Below are 19,485 nucleotides of genomic sequence, written 5' to 3'. Positions count from 1 at the left end.
TTCCTAGCTTGCGCTGGCCGGCGCGGACGTGGCGCCAGCGTCAGACTGGTCGGAGGTATCCTTCGGGCCGATGCGCATGAAGCGCGACAGGATCAATACGGGCACGGCCGACACCAGCACCCACAGGAAAAACGTCTTGTAGCCGAGCGCCGTCTGGATGTCGCCGCTGATCATCTTGAACAGCACGAAGCCCAGCTGCATCACGCCGGTGGCGAACGCATAGTGGGCCGTCTGGTACTTGCCGACGGAGACCACCTGCATCATGAACAGGATCAGGCCGACGAAGCCGAAGCCGTAGCCGAACATCTCCACGCTGAGCGCGGCCGTGATCAGGGTCAGGTCGGTCGGCATGCTGTGGCTCAGGTAATAGAACACCAGATTCGGCAAGTTCATGGCCAGGATCAGGAAGAACATGGCGCGCTTCAGGCCCAGCCACGAAGTGAAGTAGCCGCCGCCGATGCTGCCCAGCAGGAATGCCACGGTGCCGGCCGTGCCGTACACGGCGCCCACTTCCGTCGTCGACAGGCCCAGGCCGCCCAGTTCGCGTGCTTCGCGCAGGAACAGCGGGCCGATGGTCTGCACTTGCGCCTCGCCGGCGCGGAACAGGATGATGAAGGCGATCATGCCCCAGATGCCGGGCTTTTTCAGGAAGTCCACCAGCACGTCCCACAGGGTGCGGCTGATGCCGGCCACGCTCTTGTCGGCCACGGCTGCATTGCGCACCTGCGGCAGCGCCCACAGGTGGTACGCGGCCAGCGACAGCATCATGGCGCCGATGATCAGGAAGATCACCGACCAGGCGGGCTTGATGCCGATTTTTTTCTCCAGGTAGCCGGCCAGGATCACCAGGCCGCCCAGCGAGATGAACTTGCCCGCATTGAAAAAGGCGCCTTGCCAGCCCGCGTAGGCTGCCTGCTGCTTGTCCGACAGGCTGGCGATATACAGGCCGTCGCAGACGATGTCGTGCGTGGACGAGGCCAGCGCGGCGACGAACAGCACGGCGATGCAGGCGGCGAACCACAGCGGCGTTTGCAGGGCCAGCGCGATCAGGCCCAGGCTCAGGCCACCGGCGAACTGGAACAGCACCACCATGGTCTTCTTGCTCGACGCCAGTTCCAGGAAGGGGCTCCACAGCGACTTGAAGACCCAGGCAAAGCCGATCAGGCCCGTCCAGCGGGCGATCTGGTCGTTCGGCACGCCCATGCTCTTGAACATCAGGCCGGCCACCAGGGCCACGGCGTAGAACGGCAAGCCCTGGGCGAAGTACAAGGTGGGCACCCAGGAAATCGGGCTGCGGACTTTTTTGCTGATGCTGATGCGCTGGTCGTGCATGGGGGCTTCCTTATCGAGAGACGTTTTCATTTGACTGCGCCGTCCATGCCGCGCATGAAGAAGCGTTGGGTAAACAGGAAGGCGAGCAGGGTCGGCACGATGGTGATCAGGGTGCCGGCGGCGATCACGCGCGTGCTGCTGCCGAAGGTGCCGCGCAAGTACAGCACGCCCACCGACAGGGGGAATTCATCGGGTTTGCTCATGACGATGGAGGGCCAGATGTATTCATTCCACGATTCGACGGCCGTCAGGATGCCGACGGTGGCCAGCCATGGCGTAATCAGCGGCAGCATGATGCGGCTGAAGATGACCCACTCGGTAGCGCCATCGACACGCGCCGCGTCGATCAGGTCTTGCGGCACTTCCTCGAACGCCTGCTTGAGCAGCAAGATGGCCACGGCCGTCACCACGTTGGGCAGGATCACGCCCGTGTAGGTATCGACCAGGCTCATTTGCGTGATGGTGATGAAGTTGACGAGGAAGTTGACCTCGGACGGCAGCACCAGGGTGGCGAGGATCAGGCCGAACACGAGCTTGCGGCCACGGAATTTCAGGCGCGCCAGCGGATACGCGGCCAGTGAACACAGCAGCAGTTTCCAGAAAACGGTAAACACGGCGATCAGCACGGAGTTCTTGAAGAACGACCAGATCGGGATCGCATTGAACACTTCGATGAAGTTGTCGAAGGACGGCGCCTTCGGCCAGAAGGTGGGCGGGAAGGCAAAGATATTGCCTTCCGTGGAAATGGCCGTCACCAGGGTCCACCAGAAGGGGAAGACGCAGACGACGGCGATCGCGCACAGCACGACATAGTGGCCCAGTACGTGCAGGCGCGTTTTCAGGGAACGGGTTGTCATGGTCATTCCCTGTCAGCGGTGCTTGGGTTTGAGGTAGCGCAGACACAGCAGGGCGATGCCGATGCAGAACAGCGAGACGACGAAGCTGGCCGCCAGCGCGCGCGGCAGTTTCAAGTGCTTGAGGCCCTGGTCATACGCGTAGTACAGCGCCGTGAAGGTGGAATTCATCGGGCCGCCCTGGGTCAGCACATCGACTTCCTGGTAAGCCTTTAGGGCCGCCAGCACGGACAGGATGGAGCACAGCATGATGGTGGGGCGCAGCATCGGCACGGTGATCTTCCAGAAACGCTGCCAGCGGTTGGCGCCATCGAGCATGGCCGCTTCCTGCATGTCCGACGGGATCGATTGCAGGGCCGCCAGATACATCACCATGTACCAGCCCAGGCCACGCCACAGGGTGACGAACATCACGGCAAACAGGGCCAGGCTGTCGTTCGACAGCCAGCCCACGGGCGCGTTCACCAGCTTCAAGGTCATCATCACGTAGTTCAGCGCGCCCTGTTCGTGGAACATGAAGCCCCACATGATGCCGACCACGGAAACGGTGGTCACCACGGGCACGTAGAAGGCGGCGCGGAACAGGCGGATGCCGGGCAGGCGGTTGTTCACCAGCACGGCCAGCACGATGGCGCCCACCTGCACGAAGGGCACCATCAGCAAAAACATCAGCGAGTTTTTCAGGCCCGAGACGAACATCTCGTTGTTGAAGATGTAGCGGAAGTTATCGAGGCCGACAAAGCGCGTCTCGCGTATCAGGCTGTAATCGGTGAAGGCCAGCACGGAGCCATAGCCGACGGGCCAGAAGGAAAAGGCGGCCAGCAGCAGCAGGGCGGGGGTGAGGAAAAGCCAGGCTTGCATGGTATGGCGGTGGGTAAGTTTCATGGCGTCCTCAGTGGCGCGGCAGGGTGGCCAGCTTGCGGTTCCAGATGGCGACGGCCTGGTCCAGCGCCTGCTTCACATCCTGCTTGCCCGTCACGCCCGCCTCGACGGCTTTCACCAGCGAGCGGCGCAACTCGTCGTAGTCGTCGATGCCGGCCACGTACAGGGTGCGCGAGTGGCCCATCGACAGGGCGCCGGCGGCCACCGCCTTTTCGGCCGCACCCGCGTTCTGCGGCGTGGCGAGGAAGAACGGGTCGGCCGCCGCTTTCACTGTGGTGGGGAAGACGCTGGCCTGCTTGGCGAAGGCCAGCTGGTTCTCGTCGTTCGTCAGGAAGCGCGCGAACTTGCCGACCGATGGCCGCTGGCGCGCCGGCACGCCTTTCGGAATGGCGAAGTGCACCAGCCAGCCGCCGTCGGCGATGCCGGTCGGGCCCAGCGGCGCGGGCGCCACGTCGGTGATGGCGTAGATGTCTTTCGCATCGCCGCGGATGCGCTGCATGGCTGTGGGCGGCGCCAGCAGCATGCCCAGGCGGCCGCCCTTGTAGGCGTCGATCACGGCGGGGAAATTGTCTTCGGCGAACAGGCTTTCCTTCAGCAGGCCGCCCACTTTATAGGTGTCGGCCAGTTTCTGCACCAGCGCCACGTGCTGCGGCGAATTGAAGACGGCGCGGTTGTCGCTAATCACGGCCAGGCCCTGCTGCATGAACAGGCCATCGATCTTCGACAGGGCGGGGGCGATGCCGGCCTTGCCCGTGCGTTGCGCGATCTGCCGCGCGTACGCCAGTTGTTCATCGAGGCTGGCGGGGCCGCGCGTGAGTCCCGCCTGCCTGAAAATGGCGGTATTGAAGGCGATCACCGCGACATTGCTGTACATGGGGAAGCCGTAGGTGCGGCCCTTGAAGCGCAAGTCGTCCAGGGCGCTGGGAATGTAGCTGGCGCGCGCTTCCTTGATCAGGCCATCGACGGGCGTGAGCAAGCCGTCGCGCGCAAATTCGTCGGCCCAGGGCACGTTCAGGCTGACCAGCGCGGGCGGCGTGCCGGCCACGATGCGCGTGACCAGCTTGGTCTGGATGACGTCCCACGGGAAGTCGATCCATTCGATCTTGACGTCGGGATTCTGCGCCTCATAGCGCGCCACCACCGCATTGAAATACGGCGTGAACTTGGGCTTCATGCTGAAGGTCCAGAATTCGATTTTCTCGGCAGCCCATGCCTGCGGCGCGAGCAGGCCCGCGCAGGCAACAACCGCCAACAGTCTCTTGATCGTCATTTTTATCCTGGAGCGTGGCGCTCCAATGTCCATGAGTCTGCGGCGCGGGTACATGCCCTTGCCGTCGCTTATATTCGGGTGCTTCTGCCGGCAGCCCCGCCCCGTGCCGGGGGCGGGTTGCCGGGTACTGCTTAATTGGTTTTCGTGACCTTGCTCAGGTGACGCGGCGCATCCGGGTCCATGCCGCGCGAGGCCGACAGTTTCGCCGCCATCACGTAGAAGGACTGGATGGCGACGATCGGGTCGAGGTCCGGCGTGGCCGCCACGGGCAGGGTCAGGTCGCGCTCGGCCACATCGCTTGGCGCCGCCAGCAAGACCTTGGCGCCACGGCCGCGCATCTCCGTTGCCAGCTGCAGCAGGCCGGCTTGCGTCGGGCCGCGCGTGGCGAAAATCAGCAGCGGGTAACCGTCTTCGATCAGGGCCATCGGGCCGTGCTTGATTTCGGCGCCGCTGAAGGCTTCCGCCTGCAGGGCCGAGGTTTCCTTGAATTTCAGCGCCGCTTCCAGCGCCACGGGGAAGCTGATGCCGCGTCCCACGACCATGATGTTGCGGGCCGGAGCCAGCACGTCGATGGCGGGCGACCAGTCGACGCGGGTCGCTTCGAGCAGCGCTTCAGGCAGCGCTTCCAGGCCGGCCTGCAGTTCAGGGTCGTTCTGCCACTGTGCCACCATGCGCGCGCCGGCGACCAGGCTGGTGATGAAGCTCTTCGTCGCGGCGACGCTTTGTTCCTTGCCGGCGCGCAGGGGCATGGCCCATTCGGCGGCGTGCGCCAGCGGCGACTCGATATCGTTGACCAGGGCCACGGTGGTGGCGCCGCCGTCGCGGAAGTAGCGGATCGGCTCGACCACGTCAGGGCTCTGGCCCGATTGCGAGATCGAGATGGCCAGGGTGTCGCGCGTCACCAGCGGTGACTTGTTCAGGGTCACCAATGACATCGGCAAGGATGCGACGACACGGCCCAGGCGCGCCATGATCAGGTAGGCGACGTAGTTGCAGGCGTGGTCCGAGCTGCCGCGCGCGATGGTCAGCGCGGTCGAGAACGAGGTGCTCCTCAATTTGCGGCCCAGTTCCGCGTAGCGTTCCGTGTCGCTGGCCAGTTGCAGGGCGACGCATTCGGCGGCGGAAATGGCTTCTTTAAGCATCATTGAGGTCACAGATTTCTCCTTCTATATACACAGCTTTGAGTTTGAGATCGCGATCGAGTACCACCAGATCGGCGTAAGTACCGGGGGCCAGCCGGCCGCGTTCTTCCAGGCCCAGGTAATCGGCGGCATTGGTCGACACGCGCTTGGACGCGTCGGCCAGGTCCAGTCCCAGTCCCACCAGGTTGCGCAGCGCCTGGTCCAGGGTCAGGGTGCTGCCCGCCAGCGTGCCGTCGGGCAGACGCACGCCGCCCATGCATTTCTGCACGGCGTGGCGGCCCAGCATGTATTCGCCGTCGGGCATGCCGGTGGCGGCGGTCGAATCGGTGACGCAGTACAGGCGCGGGATGGCGCGCAGGGCCACCTTGATGGCGCCCGGATGCACGTGCAGCAGGTCGGGGATCAGTTCGGCGTATTCGGCGTGCGCCAGGGCGGCGCCGACCATGCCAGGCTCGCGGTGGTGCAGGCCGCTCATGGCGTTGAACAGATGCGTGAAACCCATGGCGCCGTGTTCCAGCGCGGCCACGCCGTCTTCATAGGAACCGAGCGTGTGGCCGATCTGCACGCGCACGCCGGCATCGGCCAGGGCGCGCACCAGGTCCAGGTGGCCGGCGATTTCCGGCGCGACGGTGATGACGCGCAGCTTGGCCAGGGTTTGCAGGCGTTCGATTTCGGCCAGGTTGGCGGCGCGCGCATAGTTCGGCTGCGCCCCCAGCTTGCCGGAATTGATGTACGGGCCTTCCAGGTGGGCGCCAAGCACGCGCGCCGTGTTCGGGCGGCGGTGGTTGGCGGCGATGCCGATGGCCGTCAGGGCCATGTCGATATCTTCCGGCGGCGCCGTCATGGTGGTGGCCAGCAGGCTGGTGGTGCCGTGGCGCGCATGGATGGCCGCGATGGTGTAGACGGCTTCGCCGCCTTCCATGATGTCCTTGCCTGCGCCACCGTGCACGTGCAGGTCGATAAAGCCCGGCAAAATATAGTCGTCGCTGTTGCCCGACGGGTGAAGGGATTCGCCCGTGATGCTGTCGACGCGCTCGCCGAAGGCGATGGCGCCGTGGATCCAGCCGCCGGGGGTAAGGATATTGCCTTTGATAGTGCTGCTCATCTGCGCGACTCCGCTACGAATTCATAATAATCACTGCGGCAATACGAGTGGGTCAGTTCCACCGCTGCGCCGTTGTCGAGATAACTGACACGGGTGATGTGCAGCATGGCTTCACCCGTCTTGATGTTGGCCAGCTTGGCCTGTTCCGCCGTGGCGTTGACGGCGCGGATATGCTGCAGCGCGCGCATCGGGATGGTGCCGCGCGACTCCAGGTAGCCGTACAGCGAATCGGTCACCTGCTGCGGGTCCGGCATGTAGAGCGCGGGGATGGTGGTCGTTTCGATCGCCATCACCACTTCGTCGGCCGTGCGCAGGCGGCGCAAGCGCGCCACCGGCATGTGCGGCGACAATCCCAGCGACAGCAGCTCCAGCGGCGCGGCCGAGCCGATATCGCGCTGCAGCCAGCGCGAGCCGGCGGTAAATCCCCGTTGGCGCAACTCTTCCGAAAAGCTCGTCAGGCGCGACAGCGGCTGTTCCAGCTTGGGCGTGATGTAGGTGCCCGAGCCGCGCTTGCGCGTCAGCATGCCCCGGTCGCACAGCATGTCGATGGCCTTGCGCGCCGTGACGCGCGAAATTTCCAGGATGTCCGACAGCACGCGCTCGGAAGGCAAGGCCTGGTTGGCGCGCCAGTCGCCGCTGGCGATGCCGTCCGACAGCATGTTCGCCAGCTGCATGTAGAGCGGCGTGTCGCTGGCCGGATTGGGTTTGAAGGCGGACAGTTTGGCCAGCATGGTCATTGCTCCTGCAAGTACTTGCGTATCAGGCGCAGGCCGCCTGCGGCCGAGTCGCCCTGTGCCGGCACGACCAGTTGCAATAAGTCCGCCGGCAGGTAGCTCGACAAGGGCGCCGCCAGGCCGCCGCACAGGGCCACGGGCAAGGTGCCAGCCGGATCGAGCGCCCTGGCGATGAGGGCGATCTGCTGCCCCGCATCCGTCAGGATGGTGCGCGCCACCGCATTGCTGGCCGCGTGTTCGAGCACCAGCCGCGCCAGTTGCGCGAAATTGGTCTGGCTGGCGGCGGCCAGCCACACCTGCATGGCGTCGCGCTGGCCGCCGCAGGCATCGATGATGGCCGTGGCGAAGGCGCTGCCGGGCACGCGCCCGTCGACCACCTGCTGCGCGTGGTTGATGGCGCGCATGCCGATCCAGGCGCCGCCCGCCTCGTCGCCCGAGGGGAAGCCCCAGCCGCCCACTTCATGGCGGCTGCCGTCCGCGTGCAGCACTTCGCCCACGCTGCCCGTGCCGATGGCAACGATGGCGCCCGGCTGGCCCGCGTGCGCGCCCAGCAGGGTGGTCAGGGCATCGGATTCGAGTGCCACAAAGGCATAGCCGGGATTGTGTTCGACGAAGCTGGCAGCCCACTGCTTGTTGTGCACGCCGGCCAGGCCCAGGCCGATGGCCATGCGCTGCAGCGGCGGCTGTTCCAGGCCGGCGGCGCGGAAGGCCAGGGTGACGGCATGCGCCACGGAAGTCCAGGCCCGTTCGATGCCCAGTCCCAGGCCGGAAGGGCCGCTTTGTCCCTGCGCCAGTTCCTGGCCGTCGAGGCGCGCCAGGCGTACGCGGGTTCCGCTGCCCCCGCCGTCGACGCCGATTATGTATTCGATCATGTTGTGCAGTCCCGCGTTTGGTTGAATGCGCCTGTCTCGGTTCTTTTATTTGTCGGGCGGCGAAAAAGCTGAAGGCACTATATTGTCGCCCCGATGGCTTGTCAACAGGTATTTAAGTGGTATTAACAAATGCGTTGCGCGATGGCGCGCCGTGCCCGAGGGCGTGATTGCAAGTGTTTGTTAATAAAGGAGTTTTTGTGCGTCGTGAATGGTATTGAAATTGGCCTTGTTTAATGCCAATTTTTTCAGACTGGTCTGTGCCGCGCGCTGCAGTATTGCTTGGCAAGGGACGCCATGAAGAGTAAAGTCCGCCTTTTACACCTGAGTTGGAAGAGCATGATGAACGACAAGGCAGCAAAGAGCGAGTACTGGGACGACTGGCAGCAAGAGGCGCTGGCCGCCGGCGTGTCGGCGCCGCTGGCCGCGCTGGGCATGGAAATGATGCGCACGCACCGCAAGAATCGCTGGCCGAAGGATTTCCTGGGCCGCGAAAGCGATGGCCCGGTCATGATCGAAATGTGCCTGGAAGACGAGGCGGAAACGGAATTGTTCTTTATCGAGAACCTCTATCCCTACGATGCGGCGCTGATCGAAAAGACGCGCCGCCGCCTGTGCCTGCACTGATAGTGCGCTGACGTGTGGATGGAACGGCCGCCTTGCGCGGCCGTTTTCACGTCAGGTACTGAATTTTTCGCTGCTGGGGCGCGCGCGCATGCGCAGGCTCAGCAGCAAGATGGCGACCAGCAGCAGCGAATGGGTGCCCGGTTCATGCGGGCCAGAGGCGTGCCGGCTGGCGTTCGGTGACTGGAAGCTGGCCAGTTGCATGGCCAGGGTGGCGGGCGCCGCCTGGTAGGCGGCCACTTGAATCGGCGGCGTGTCTGCCGCATGCATGTTGCCAGCGGCCCAGAACGACAGGGCCGCGCCCAGCAAGATCATCTTTCTCATCATATTGTCTGTTTCCGCCGAGGGCTGTAAGTCGATAACACATGGTCCCGCCGTATGCCGGCCCATGTCCTGTCCCCAGTTGGTATGCTTTCCGGCGCTGCTCATGCCGCACCGAAATGATATCTATTTATAAATTTCGTGTATTAAAACATAATAAAATAGAAATGCAAACGTCTTTTTGCAAATAAGTGCATGCGCTGCCTGTGCTTGCCGGACGGGATTCATTGCATGGGGGAAATGACGTGGCATTTTCATGGGGGAGTGTCATAATGGCCCAGGCATTTCCGCCCAGGCATGGAGTAGATGATGAGCAAGGCACAGGACAGCAAGAAGGAAGCCAAGAAGGAACCGGCCAAGACCATGAAGGAAAAGAAGGAAGCCAAGAAGGTCAAGAAAGAAGAGCGCAAGCACTGATCATGCGCGTGCGCCGTGCATTGATGCGCCCGTGGCGTGCGCCGGCCCTGCTGGCGGCGTTCGCCTTGCTGGCCATTGGCGTGCCCGTGTCCGGCGTGCTGGCGCAGCAAAAGCCGCCGCCGTCCACGTTCGGGCAAGTGGTGGGCAATGCCGTGCTGTGCATCGACCAGATCGACAACAAGGCCTTCTATGCCTATTTGCTGACGGCCTTCGGCCCGGCCTACAAGCATGAAGGGGGCGCCTACTGGTTCCGCACGGACGCCACCTTGTGGGGCGCGCCGATTACCGACGTGATCGTCAGCGACGACACCAGCCCCCTCGTCTTCATGGGCGTTGTGGCGGACGCGACGCCGGAAAAGCTGGAACCCGCCATCCGCGGCGCCTCGGGCCTGCGTTTCAATAAACTCGACAATTCCGCCTTTCCTGTCCGTGGTTCCGTGCCTGGCAGTAAAATCGTCTACTTCCGTAGCAAGGCGAAAGTGTATTGCGCCAAATACAAGCCGTTGCCGCCCGCCCGCACCCGATGAGGGATTCGGCTTGGCGCCGCGCATTTTGATCGTTTCATCCGCAGGGTCTCCATGTACACGCATTATTTCCAGCTCAAGCAATCGCCGTTCTCGATCGCCCCCGATCCGCGCTACCTGTTCATGAGCGAACGCCACCGCGAAGCGCTGGCGCACCTGCTGTATGGCGTGGGCAGCGGCGGCGGCTTCGTGCTGCTGACGGGAGAAATCGGCGCCGGCAAGACCACCGTGTGCCGCTGCTTCATGGAGCAGATTCCGGAAAACTGCCAGCTCGCGTATATCTTCAATCCGAAACTGTCCGTCGAGGAATTGCTGCTGTCGATCTGCGAGGAATTCCGCATCGCCCTGGCGCCCGGCGTGGCCAGCGTGAAAGGCTATGTCGACGCCATCAATGCGCACCTGCTGGCCAGCCATGCGCAGGGCAAGAACAATGTGCTGATCATCGACGAGGCGCAAAACCTGTCCGCCGCCGTGCTGGAGCAGCTGCGTTTGCTGACCAACCTGGAGACGAGCGAACGCAAGCTGCTGCAGATCATCCTCATCGGCCAGCCGGAATTGCGCGCCATGCTGGCCAGGCCGGAACTGGAGCAGCTGGCGCAGCGCGTGATCGCCCGCTATCACCTGGGGTCGCTGACGGCGGACGAGACGGCCAGTTATATCCGCCACCGCCTGGCCGTGGCGGGCAGCACGGCGCAGACGCCGTTCGCGCCGCGCCTGATGGCGCCCATCCATGCCATGAGCCACGGCGTGCCGCGCCGCATCAATCTGCTGTGCGACCGCGCGTTGCTGGGCGCCTACGTGGAAAACCAGCCGCAGGTGACGCGCCAGATCCTGCGCCGTGCCGCCGAGGAAGTGTTTGCGGAAGAGGGCAAGCCGGCTGCCGGACGGGGCCTGCGCTGGCTCCACGTGACGGGCGGCGTGCTGGCCGGCGCCGTGGTCACGGCCGCGCTGGCCTGGCATTTCATGCCGCGCCCGTCCGCTGTGCCCGCTGTACCTGCCGTGGCCGCCTCTGCGCCGGCCGCCTCCAGCGTGGTGGTTGCCGCCGCATCCGCGCCCGCGCCCGTCAGCGTGCCGGACCGCAATGCCGTGCTGCGCCAGCTGGCCAGCCTGTGGGGCGAGCAGTTGCCGGCCGGCGACGCTTGCCAGGCGGGCGCCCGCGCCGGCCTGCGCTGCCTGCACAGCCGGGGCGGCATCGCCGAACTGCGCGTGCTGGACCGTCCCGCCATGCTGGCCTTGCGCGGTGCGGAGGGTGTGGAACAGCTGGCGCTGCTGACGCGCTTGCAGGACGAGACCGCCACACTGATGCTCGATGGCAAACAACAAAGCCTGCCGCTGGCCCAGTTGGCGCAGCGTAGCGATGGCAGTTTCACGACATTCTGGCGCGCCCCGCGCAACTGGCGCGACGAAGTGCCGCTGGGCGCCCGCGGCGCCGACGTGGACTGGCTGGCGCAGCGCCTGGCGCAACAGCAGGGCTTGCCGGCGCCGGCGGCCAATCAGCCGCTTGATGCCGAGATGCAAGGCCTGTTGCGCGCCTTCCAGCAGCGCCAGAACCTGCGGGCCGATGGCCTGGCAGGCCCGAAAACATTCATACGCCTGATGCAGCTGGGTGACAATTCGGAGCCGCGCCTGAGCAGCGCAGCTCCTGCCGTGGCGGCGCCCGCTGCGACGGCGATGGTGGCGGGGAAATAAGATGTCTTACATACTTGAAGCACTGAAAAAATCGCAAGCCGAGCGCCAGCTGGGCGAGTTGCCATCGATCCACGCACCGCAAGTGCAGCTGCACGACACCGCCGCGTCCGGCGCGGCGCGGCGCGCGCCCGTCTGGCTGGCGCTGGGCGGCGTGACGGTGGCCGTGGCTGCCGCGCTGCTGCTGTGGCAGCCTTGGCAGGCAGCGGCCAACGCGCCTGCGGCGATTCCTGTCGTTCCAGCCGTGCTGGCCCAGGCCGTGCCCGCGCCGGTGCCGGCAGCGCCGCCACCAGCGGCTCCCGCGCCTGCGCCAGTTCCCGTCGCACAAGTCCCCCCCGTGCCGGCGGCGGTCACCGCCGCTCCCGTTCACCATGCCAGACCGGTGCCGGAGCCGAAACAAGAGTCGCCAGGGCAGGCGGCTGCGCCTGTCCCCGCTCCCGCTGCGGCGCCGGCCATGCCCGCGCCCGCGCCGTCAGCCGAAGAGACCGTACCCGGCATGCGCGACTTGCCCGAGCCGATACAGCGGCAAATCCCCCCGGTCGCCATCGGCGGCTATATCTACTCGAAGAATCCGGCCGACCGCCTGTTGTTGATCGACAAGGTACTGCGCCACGAAGGCGAGGAGCTGGCGCCCGGCCTGGTGCTGGAAAAGTTGCAGCCGAAGGCAGCCATCTTCAGTTTCAAGGGCTACCGCTACCGCGTGCCGTATTGAGCTGTTGCGCATCAAGACCGGACCGCCAACGCTGAACCATACTGGCCAGGCCTGGTCGAACCAGGGTCGCTGCGACCGTGTGCGCGGCCGGGGGAGTTCCGATGATTGCTGCCGCAGCTGGTGAGGGTGTCCTTGATGTGGGTGTGCCTGGAAACCTGGCGCGCATCGACCATATCGTCGTGCTGATGATGGAAAACCGCTCGTTTGACCACATGCTCGGCTACCTGAGCCTGGAAGGCGGGCGCGCCGATATCGACGGCTTGCAGGCAAGCCATGCCAACGTGCATGCGGGCGTGACCTACCCCGTGCACCATTTGCGGCGCACGGCCTTCGGGCCGCAGCAAGATCCGTCGCATACTGGCATGTCGGTGGCGCAGCAATTGCAAAACAATAACGGCGGCTTTGTCGGCGACTATGCGCAAACGCATCCGGGCGACCCCGACATCGACCTGGTGATGGGTTATTACAATGGCGCCGACTTGCCCATGTACGATTTCCTGGCGCAGCAGTTCTGCGTCTGCGACCGCTGCTACAGTTCCGTGCCGGGCGCTACCTGGCCCAACCGCCTGTATGCGCTCAGCGGCAAGGCGGCCGGCAGCAAGGACAGCAAGCGCGTGCCCCTGTATGCGAACAAGTCCTTCGTGCGCCACCTCGAGCGTGCCCAGGTCAGCTGGAAATTTTATTCCGCCTGGAAGCCCTGGAGCCTGGCGCTGACGGACGACCATTACCGCTCGTCCGAATGGTACGAACCGTTCGGCTCCAGCGCGCGCCGCTATGGCTTCATCGGCGATGCCCTGGCCGGTGCCTTGCCCTCGGTCAGCTGGATCGATCCGCATTTCTTTGAGAATGACGACCATCCGCCGGCCGATATCCGCGCCGGCCAGGCGCTCGTGGCGCAGGTCTACCAGGCCCTGTCGCGCGGTCCCGACTGGGCGCGCACCTTGCTGATCCTCAGCTATGACGAACACGGCGGCTTTTTCGACCATGTGCCGCCTGGCCCCGCCATCGACGACGACCCCGCGTTTCGCCGCTACGGCGTGCGCGTGCCCATGCTGCTGGTGTCGCCGCTGATCGCGCCGGGCAGCGTCAGCCACGAGGTGGTCGACCACACGTCGATCATCAAGACCATCCTGCAGCGCTTTTGCCGCGCCGCCGATGGCGCCTTGCCCCAAATGGGCGCGCGCGTGGCGGCCGCCAGCGGTCTGGGGAACGTGCTGACCCTGGCGCAGCCGCGCACGGCGCCTGCCGTGCCCGCCGTCGTGCTGGCGCAGCGCGCCGCATGGGAGGCGGATGTGCGGGCGCAGGATTTCATGCCGCTGGCGCCCGCCCGCCCGTCTGATGGCGAGGTGGCCGCCGCTGTCGCCGCCCCGTCCCAATCCGATGCCGAGGCGGGCACGATCGCCGCCCACCGGCAATTGGCGCGCATGGCCAGGAATGCGCAGGCGGTGAAAAGTCAAACGGCGAATAAAACGGCGGGCAGGATGGCGGACAGGCGTCGGCGGCAGGGCGGCAAGCCGGCGTCCGCCGGCGCCGGGAATGGCGGGAAATCCACAGGCGCTTGACCTGGGCGATGAGGTGGGCAATGCGCGGCGCCTGCGCCAGGCGGTGGCGCCCGTGGGGCTGCGTATAATCATTCCTTCTCAATCAAGGAGTGACCATGCACGATGCGATGCCCGCACACCCGGTACTTGGTGTGATCGGCCGTTCCGGTAGCGGCAAGACGACCCTGCTGGAATTTGTGGTGAAGGAATTGGCGGCGCGCGGCTTGCGCGTCAACCTGGTCAAGCACAGCCACCATGACCTGGCGCTGGAGCCGCCGCAAAAGGACAGCGCCCGCCTGCGCCTGGCCGGTGCGGCCGAAGTGCTGGTGGCGTCGCCGTACCGCTTTGCCATCGTGCATGAGCTGCGCGGCGCGCCGGAACCGAGCCTGGCGCAGCAATTGTCCCGCATGGGGCCGGCAGACCTGACCCTGGTCGAAGGTTTCAAGACGGACCTCATCCCCAAGCTGGAAGTGTTCCGCCCGGAAGTGGGGCAAGCGCCCCTGTATCCGCACGACCCGCATGTGGTCGCCGTCGCGTCCGACAGCCCGGCGCCGGCCGATTTGCGCGAGGGCGTAGCATGGCTGGACTTGAATGCGCGCGAGCACGTATTGGCCTGGCTGCTGCACAGATTGGAAAAATAAGCTAAAGGTTTGCCGGCGGCATCCGTTAACAAGGGTAGAACCTCATTGGAGAAACGTATGGACGTCGGAAGCATTGCTCAACTGTCAACCACGATGGCGGAGACAGGCACGCGGCAAGCCGTCGGCTTGACTGTCCTCAAAAAAGCCCAGGATATCCAAAGCTCGACTGCCACGGCCTTGCTGGCAGCGCTGCCACCGGTACAGTCGGCGCCGAGCCTGCCGGCCCACCTCGGTAACCGCATCAACACGACAGCCTGAGCGCAGTCCCGCGGCGCCGGTCTGGCGCTCGCCATCGCTATGACCACACCACCGTCATCGACGGTGGTGAGTGGGCGGTTTTGTCTGTCTTCCTGCCTTCCCTTCCTTCCTGTAAGATTGACTAATTGACCATGGTTCGCCATGGCGCGGCCGATTCAGTAAAATGATGTCCACCACCTCGCGTTGCCCATGGCGCAGCCCGGGGCGCGCCATCACTTTGACCCATGCAAGAGGAATCACCATGAACAAACGTCAAGCTCTCATCGCTGCCGCCCTCGCGGGCATCTGCGCCGGCACCACCATCAACGCGGCCGCACACGATGGTCCCGCCCCCGGCGACAAGGAAAAATGCTATGGCGTGGCCAAGGCGGGGCAGAACGATTGCGCCTCGTCCGATGGCGCGCATTCCTGCGCCGGCCAGGCGGAAGCGGACAACCTGCCCACGGAATGGACGTATGTTGCCAAGGGCACGTGCGAACAGGCGGGCGGTTCCGTCAAGCCCATCAAGGCCGGCAAGGCTGCCAAGCCGGCCACGCAACCGTAAGCGTCCGCCGCCTGCCCATGCCGCCGACCATCCAGGCCCTTGCCGGCGTCGGCCTGCGCGCCGTGCACTACCGCGACTTCCTGGCGCGCCGGCCCAAGGTGGGCTGGCTGGAAGTACACACTGAAAATTATCTGCAGCCGTCGGGCTGGGATCATCATGTGCTGCAGACTCTGCGCCAGGATTACCCGATCAGCCTGCATGGCGTGGGCCTGGGCCTGGGTTCCGCGCGCGGTTTTTCCGAGGCGCACCTGCAGCGCGTGCGCGCCGTGGCCGAGCGCATCGAGCCCGCCCTCGTGTCGGAACACCTGTGCTGGGGTGCCGTGGCGCAGCGGCAACTCAACGATCTGTTGCCGCTGGCCTTGAATGGCGCCGCTCTCGATTTGCTGTGCGCCAGGGTGGGGCGGGTGCAGGATGTGCTGAAAAGGCCGATCTTGCTGGAGAATGTCTCCACTTACCTGCGTTTTGCCGACGATGCCATGAGCGAGGCGCAATTCCTGGCGGAACTGGCGCGCCGCAGCGGCTGCGGGCTGCTGCTCGATATCAATAACTTGTATGTGAACCAGTGCAACCACGGCGAAGACGCCTTGACGGCCATGCAGTCCATTGCGCCGGGCAGCGTGGGTGAGCTGCACCTGGGCGGCCACCTGCTGACGCCGCACGCCGTGGTCGATCACCATGGCGCCGCCGTGGCCGATCCCGTCTGGGACTTGTATGCGGCCGCCTTGCTGCGCTTTGGCGCCGTGCCCACCCTGGTCGAATGGGATACGGATTTACCGCCGCTGGATATCCTGCTGGGCGAGGCGGACAAGGCGCAGGCCATGCTGGCGCGGCATGTGCCGCAGACGCCATGGCAGGGAGCGGCGCTGCCGTCCTCGCCAGCGCCAGTGCCGCTTGACGCGCTGGCGGCTGGCCAGCAAGCGTTTGCCGCAGCCTTGCTGGATACGGCGGCAGCCTTGCCGCCGTTCGCGGGAGACGCGGTGCCGCAGCGTTTTTCACTGTACCGCGGCAGCCTGGGCGCCAACTGGCGCCGCACGCTGAGCCAGGTCTACCCCGTCGTGCTGGCGCTGGTGGGGGAGGAATTCTTTGGCGGCCTGGCGCACGCGTATGGCCGGCAGATGCCATCCGATAGCGCTGATTTGAATCAGTTTGGTGCCCGTTTCGCCGATTTTCTCGCTGTGTTCCCGCCCGTGGCGGAGTTGCCCTATCTGCCGGACATGGCGCGCCTGGAATGGGCCTTGCACCTGGCACATTACGCAGCCGATGCGCAGGGCCTGGCGCCAGAGGCGCTGGCCGCCCTGCATCCCGATCAACTGGAAGCGCGGCGTTTTACCTTGCATCCCGCTTGCGTTTTGCTGGCGTCCGGCTGGCAGGTGGCGGCCCTATGGCAGGCGCATCAGGATGGTGAAGGGCAGGGGATGTTTCCGCAAGAGATGCAGGTGGCCAGCTACGCGCTGGTATGCCGGGCGCGCTGGAAGGCGCAAGTGCTGGTACTGGATGCGGCCGCGCATGCGGCATTGCTGGCCTTGCAGCAGGGGCAGACCTTTGGCGCCGCGCTCGATGCGGCGTTCGAGCTGGATCCGGCATTTGACCTGGCCGCATACTTGCGCCAGTGGCTGGCGCATGCCGTATTGACGACCTGACGGTTTAGTACGCCTATCAAAACCTACTACGCGTCGTAATTTGCGGTCTGCGATGCTCACTGTGCCTTCGTACAGTTGCGCTTCTCAACCACAACTTCTTTCCGCTCGCTACGGTTTTGTCAGGCGTTGTTATTCGAAGGCCCGCAGCACGCGCGCTTCGCCCGTCTGATCGCGGTACAGGGTATTCGCGGCCAGGGTGGCGTCCATCATGCGCGTCACTTGCTCTTCTTCAAAGCGGGCCAGCTCGGCTGTGGCCGCGACGAGGGCCAGTTCCAGCCTGGCGCGCGCCCCCTGGTACAGGCTGCTGGTGTATTTGTCTGTGTTACGCAGCAATTCTTCCGCGTTTTCTATTACCTGGCGCAAGTCGCCGATCAGGCGTTCCTGGCTGCGCGTACCTTGTTCGGGATGGTCCATGGCGCTTCCCTTCTGCAATCGATATTTATCTGGCAATAACGACATGTTGCAGCTTGATCCAGGCAGCCGGCTGGCAGCGGTGAGGGCTGAACGCATGGGGCTGCTTTCGCGCCCCATGCCGGCATCAAGCGGGGCCGACGACCGTGATACGGATATCGCCCACGCTGACGACCTGGCCGGCGCGGATCTTGGCGGTCTTGCGCAATTCCTTCTTGCCATCGACCTTCACCACGCCGCTATCGACCATGACCTTGCCTGCGCCACCGCTGTCGCACAGGCCGACCAGCTTCAACAGCTGGTTCAGCTCGACGAACTCGGATGTTAAATCAAAGCTTACTTTTTGCATTGTATCCCTTATTGCAATGATGTGTTTTAAACACTTGATGACGACCTCAACTAATCCCTAGTTTACCTGAAGCCGCCAGCAATGCAGGGTGCAGCCTCAGCTTTTGTTGGGACGCGTCATCTCCAGGGGTACGATCCAGGCACTGAATTGCTCTTCCGTCACAAAGCCCAGGGCCAGCGCCGCTTCCTTCAGGGTAGTGCCTTCATGCTGGGCCTGCTTGGCGATTTGCGCCGCCTTGTCGTAGCCGATGTGCGGCGCCAGCGCCGTGACCAGCATCAAGGAACGCTCCATCAGTTCGGCGATGCGTTCGCGGTTCGGCGCGATGCCGTGGGCGCAATGCTCGTCGAAGCTGCGCATGCCGTCGCCCAGCAGGCGCGCGCTTTGCAGAAAGTTGTGCGCAATCAAGGGTTTGAAGACATTCAGCTCGAAATTGCCCGAGGCGCCGCCCACCGTGATGGCGACGTCGTTGCCGAAGACCTGGCAGCACAGCATGGTCAGCGCTTCGCACTGGGTAGGATTGACCTTGCCCGGCATGATGGAGCTGCCCGGCTCATTTTCGGGGATGGTGATTTCGCCCAGGCCGGAACGGGGACCGGAGGCCATCCAGCGCACGTCGTTGGCGATTTTCATCAGGGCCGTGGCCAGGGTTTTCAGTGCGCCATGGGCGGCGACGAGGGCGTCGTGGGCGGCCAGGGCGGCGAACTTGTTGCTGGCCGTCTCGAACGGCTGGCCCGTCAGGCGCGCCAGCTCGGCCGCGATGCGGCCGGCAAATTCCACGTGGGCATTCAAGCCCGTGCCCACGGCCGTGCCGCCGGCGGCCAGTTGCAGCAGCGGCGGCAACGCTGCCGTGATGATGTGCTCGGCAAAGTCCAGCTGTGCCACGTAGCCGGAAAATTCCTGGCCCAGGGTCAGCGGCGTCGCATCCTGCAAATGGGTGCGGCCGATCTTGACGATGTCGGCAAATTCCGTGGCTTTCGCATCCAGGGTGGCGCGCAGCTGGCGCAGCGGCGGCAAGACCGTGTTGGCAACGGCCAGGGCGGCGGCCACGTGGATGGCGGTCGGAAAGATATCGTTCGAGGACTGGCCCAGGTTGACGTCGTCGTTCGGGTGCAGCAGGCGCTCGGCGCCCCGCAAGCCGCCGATCAGCTCGGAACTGCGGTTGGCCAGCACTTCATTCATGTTCATATTGCTTTGCGTGCCAGAACCCGTCTGCCAGACGGCCAGCGGGAATTCCGCGTCGTGCTTGCCGGCCAGCACTTCGTCGGCCGCCTGCGTGATGGCGATGGCTTTCTTGCCATCCAATAGACCCAAGTCCAGGTTGACGTGGGCGGCCGCGCGCTTGACGGTGGCCAGGGCGGCGATCAGTTCGGGCGGCATCTTTTCCGTGGAAATGTGAAAGTGCTCGAGCGAGCGCTGCGTTTGCGCTCCCCACAGCCGGTCGGCGGGTACGTCGATCGGGCCGAAACTGTCGCGTTCGATTCTGCTACTCATGACATCCCTTTCATCGATAGAGGTGGATCGAGTGTACTCCAGGCGCAAAAAAGGCACAGGATGATGCTGTAATGCATCATTTTTACCCTGGCCTATCTATATTTTTGCGTTTTCCTGCCGTTAAAGACAGGCGAGTTC

Annotated in this window: 21 protein-coding genes; 9 read left to right on the top strand and 12 right to left on the bottom strand. The window is 64.7% G+C overall.

Annotated elements, in window-relative coordinates; translation table 11 throughout:
• Positions 1 to 3 precede the first annotated feature (3 nt).
• From O3297_RS21315 to O3297_RS21280, 8 genes are all read right to left on the bottom strand, one after another.
• On the bottom strand, positions 4 to 1,332 hold the full coding sequence (locus O3297_RS21315) for an MFS transporter (protein WP_052140085.1): 1,329 nt from the start codon (positions 1,330 to 1,332) through the stop codon (positions 4 to 6).
• Between the two features lie 26 nt (positions 1,333 to 1,358).
• Entirely contained in the window at positions 1,359 to 2,189 is an 831-nt protein-coding gene (locus O3297_RS21310; protein ID WP_305049989.1) for a carbohydrate ABC transporter permease, read from the bottom strand.
• A gap of 12 nt (positions 2,190 to 2,201) precedes the next feature.
• Entirely contained in the window at positions 2,202 to 3,071 is an 870-nt protein-coding gene (locus O3297_RS21305) for a carbohydrate ABC transporter permease (protein ID WP_305049988.1), read from the bottom strand.
• A 7-nt stretch (positions 3,072 to 3,078) separates the two neighbouring features.
• Positions 3,079 to 4,338 (bottom strand): ABC transporter substrate-binding protein, encoded by a 1,260-nt coding sequence (locus O3297_RS21300; RefSeq protein ID WP_305049987.1) that lies wholly within the window; start codon positions 4,336 to 4,338, stop codon positions 3,079 to 3,081.
• Positions 4,339 to 4,469: 131 nt separating this feature from the next.
• The gene (locus O3297_RS21295) at positions 4,470 to 5,483 is read right to left on the bottom strand and encodes an SIS domain-containing protein (RefSeq protein WP_305049986.1); all 1,014 of its coding nucleotides are present in this window, start codon (positions 5,481 to 5,483) and stop codon (positions 4,470 to 4,472) included.
• Positions 5,473 to 6,585 carry an N-acetylglucosamine-6-phosphate deacetylase gene (nagA, locus tag O3297_RS21290; protein WP_034781839.1) on the bottom strand — a complete coding sequence of 371 codons (1,113 nt, stop codon included), beginning with the start codon at positions 6,583 to 6,585 and terminating at the stop codon, positions 5,473 to 5,475. Before nagA ends, O3297_RS21295 begins: the two co-directional genes overlap by 11 nt.
• On the bottom strand, positions 6,582 to 7,316 hold the full coding sequence (locus tag O3297_RS21285; protein ID WP_052140116.1) for a GntR family transcriptional regulator: 735 nt from the start codon (positions 7,314 to 7,316) through the stop codon (positions 6,582 to 6,584). Before O3297_RS21285 ends, nagA begins: the two co-directional genes overlap by 4 nt.
• Before the next feature lie 2 nt (positions 7,317 to 7,318).
• Positions 7,319 to 8,191: a BadF/BadG/BcrA/BcrD ATPase family protein gene (locus tag O3297_RS21280; RefSeq protein ID WP_034781841.1), complete on the bottom strand. Its 873-nt coding sequence runs from the start codon at positions 8,189 to 8,191 to the stop codon at positions 7,319 to 7,321.
• Between the two features lie 336 nt (positions 8,192 to 8,527).
• Between O3297_RS21280 and O3297_RS21275 the strand changes: the two genes are divergently transcribed.
• Positions 8,528 to 8,815: a hypothetical protein gene (locus O3297_RS21275; RefSeq protein ID WP_034759823.1), complete on the top strand. Its 288-nt coding sequence runs from the start codon at positions 8,528 to 8,530 to the stop codon at positions 8,813 to 8,815.
• A gap of 51 nt (positions 8,816 to 8,866) precedes the next feature.
• On the opposite strand, the gene O3297_RS21270 is transcribed toward O3297_RS21275, so the two are convergent.
• Positions 8,867 to 9,139 carry a hypothetical protein gene (locus O3297_RS21270; protein ID WP_139144691.1) on the bottom strand — a complete coding sequence of 91 codons (273 nt, stop codon included), beginning with the start codon at positions 9,137 to 9,139 and terminating at the stop codon, positions 8,867 to 8,869.
• 413 nt (positions 9,140 to 9,552) lie between these two features.
• On the opposite strand from O3297_RS21270, the gene O3297_RS21265 reads away from it, so the two are divergent.
• The 8 genes from O3297_RS21265 to O3297_RS21230 all read left to right on the top strand — a co-directional run bounded on the left by O3297_RS21265 (position 9,553) and on the right by O3297_RS21230 (position 17,096).
• Entirely contained in the window at positions 9,553 to 10,077 is a 525-nt protein-coding gene (locus tag O3297_RS21265; protein WP_176374860.1) for a hypothetical protein, read from the top strand.
• A gap of 51 nt (positions 10,078 to 10,128) precedes the next feature.
• Positions 10,129 to 11,763, top strand: coding sequence for an ExeA family protein (locus O3297_RS21260; protein ID WP_305049979.1), 1,635 nt, complete (start codon positions 10,129 to 10,131; stop codon positions 11,761 to 11,763).
• Between the two features lies 1 nt (position 11,764).
• Positions 11,765 to 12,472 carry a general secretion pathway protein GspB gene (locus O3297_RS21255; protein WP_305049977.1) on the top strand — a complete coding sequence of 236 codons (708 nt, stop codon included), beginning with the start codon at positions 11,765 to 11,767 and terminating at the stop codon, positions 12,470 to 12,472.
• A gap of 101 nt (positions 12,473 to 12,573) precedes the next feature.
• Positions 12,574 to 14,034 (top strand): alkaline phosphatase family protein, encoded by a 1,461-nt coding sequence (locus tag O3297_RS21250; RefSeq protein WP_305049975.1) that lies wholly within the window; start codon positions 12,574 to 12,576, stop codon positions 14,032 to 14,034.
• Positions 14,035 to 14,129: 95 nt separating this feature from the next.
• On the top strand, positions 14,130 to 14,654 hold the full coding sequence (gene mobB, locus O3297_RS21245; protein WP_305049974.1) for a molybdopterin-guanine dinucleotide biosynthesis protein B: 525 nt from the start codon (positions 14,130 to 14,132) through the stop codon (positions 14,652 to 14,654).
• A gap of 57 nt (positions 14,655 to 14,711) precedes the next feature.
• Entirely contained in the window at positions 14,712 to 14,912 is a 201-nt protein-coding gene (locus tag O3297_RS21240) for a YjfB family protein (RefSeq protein WP_034781856.1), read from the top strand.
• A 241-nt stretch (positions 14,913 to 15,153) separates the two neighbouring features.
• Positions 15,154 to 15,456: a DUF2282 domain-containing protein gene (locus O3297_RS21235; protein ID WP_034781859.1), complete on the top strand. Its 303-nt coding sequence runs from the start codon at positions 15,154 to 15,156 to the stop codon at positions 15,454 to 15,456.
• A gap of 17 nt (positions 15,457 to 15,473) precedes the next feature.
• Positions 15,474 to 17,096 (top strand): DUF692 family multinuclear iron-containing protein, encoded by a 1,623-nt coding sequence (locus O3297_RS21230; protein ID WP_305049973.1) that lies wholly within the window; start codon positions 15,474 to 15,476, stop codon positions 17,094 to 17,096.
• A gap of 129 nt (positions 17,097 to 17,225) precedes the next feature.
• On the opposite strand, the gene O3297_RS21225 is transcribed toward O3297_RS21230, so the two are convergent.
• From O3297_RS21225 to fumC, 3 genes are all read right to left on the bottom strand, one after another.
• On the bottom strand, positions 17,226 to 17,510 hold the full coding sequence (locus O3297_RS21225; protein WP_034781863.1) for a hypothetical protein: 285 nt from the start codon (positions 17,508 to 17,510) through the stop codon (positions 17,226 to 17,228).
• Positions 17,511 to 17,634: 124 nt separating this feature from the next.
• Entirely contained in the window at positions 17,635 to 17,856 is a 222-nt protein-coding gene (locus O3297_RS21220) for an RNA-binding S4 domain-containing protein (protein ID WP_034781865.1), read from the bottom strand.
• Between the two features lie 96 nt (positions 17,857 to 17,952).
• Positions 17,953 to 19,347: a class II fumarate hydratase gene (fumC, locus tag O3297_RS21215; RefSeq protein ID WP_305049971.1), complete on the bottom strand. Its 1,395-nt coding sequence runs from the start codon at positions 19,345 to 19,347 to the stop codon at positions 17,953 to 17,955.
• Positions 19,348 to 19,485: the final 138 nt, after the last annotated feature.

Source organism: Janthinobacterium sp. SUN128 (genome assembly GCF_030587275.1).
Lineage (GTDB): Bacteria > Pseudomonadota > Gammaproteobacteria > Burkholderiales > Burkholderiaceae_D > Janthinobacterium > Janthinobacterium lividum.
This window is presented reverse-complemented; position numbering and strand designations above follow the sequence as displayed.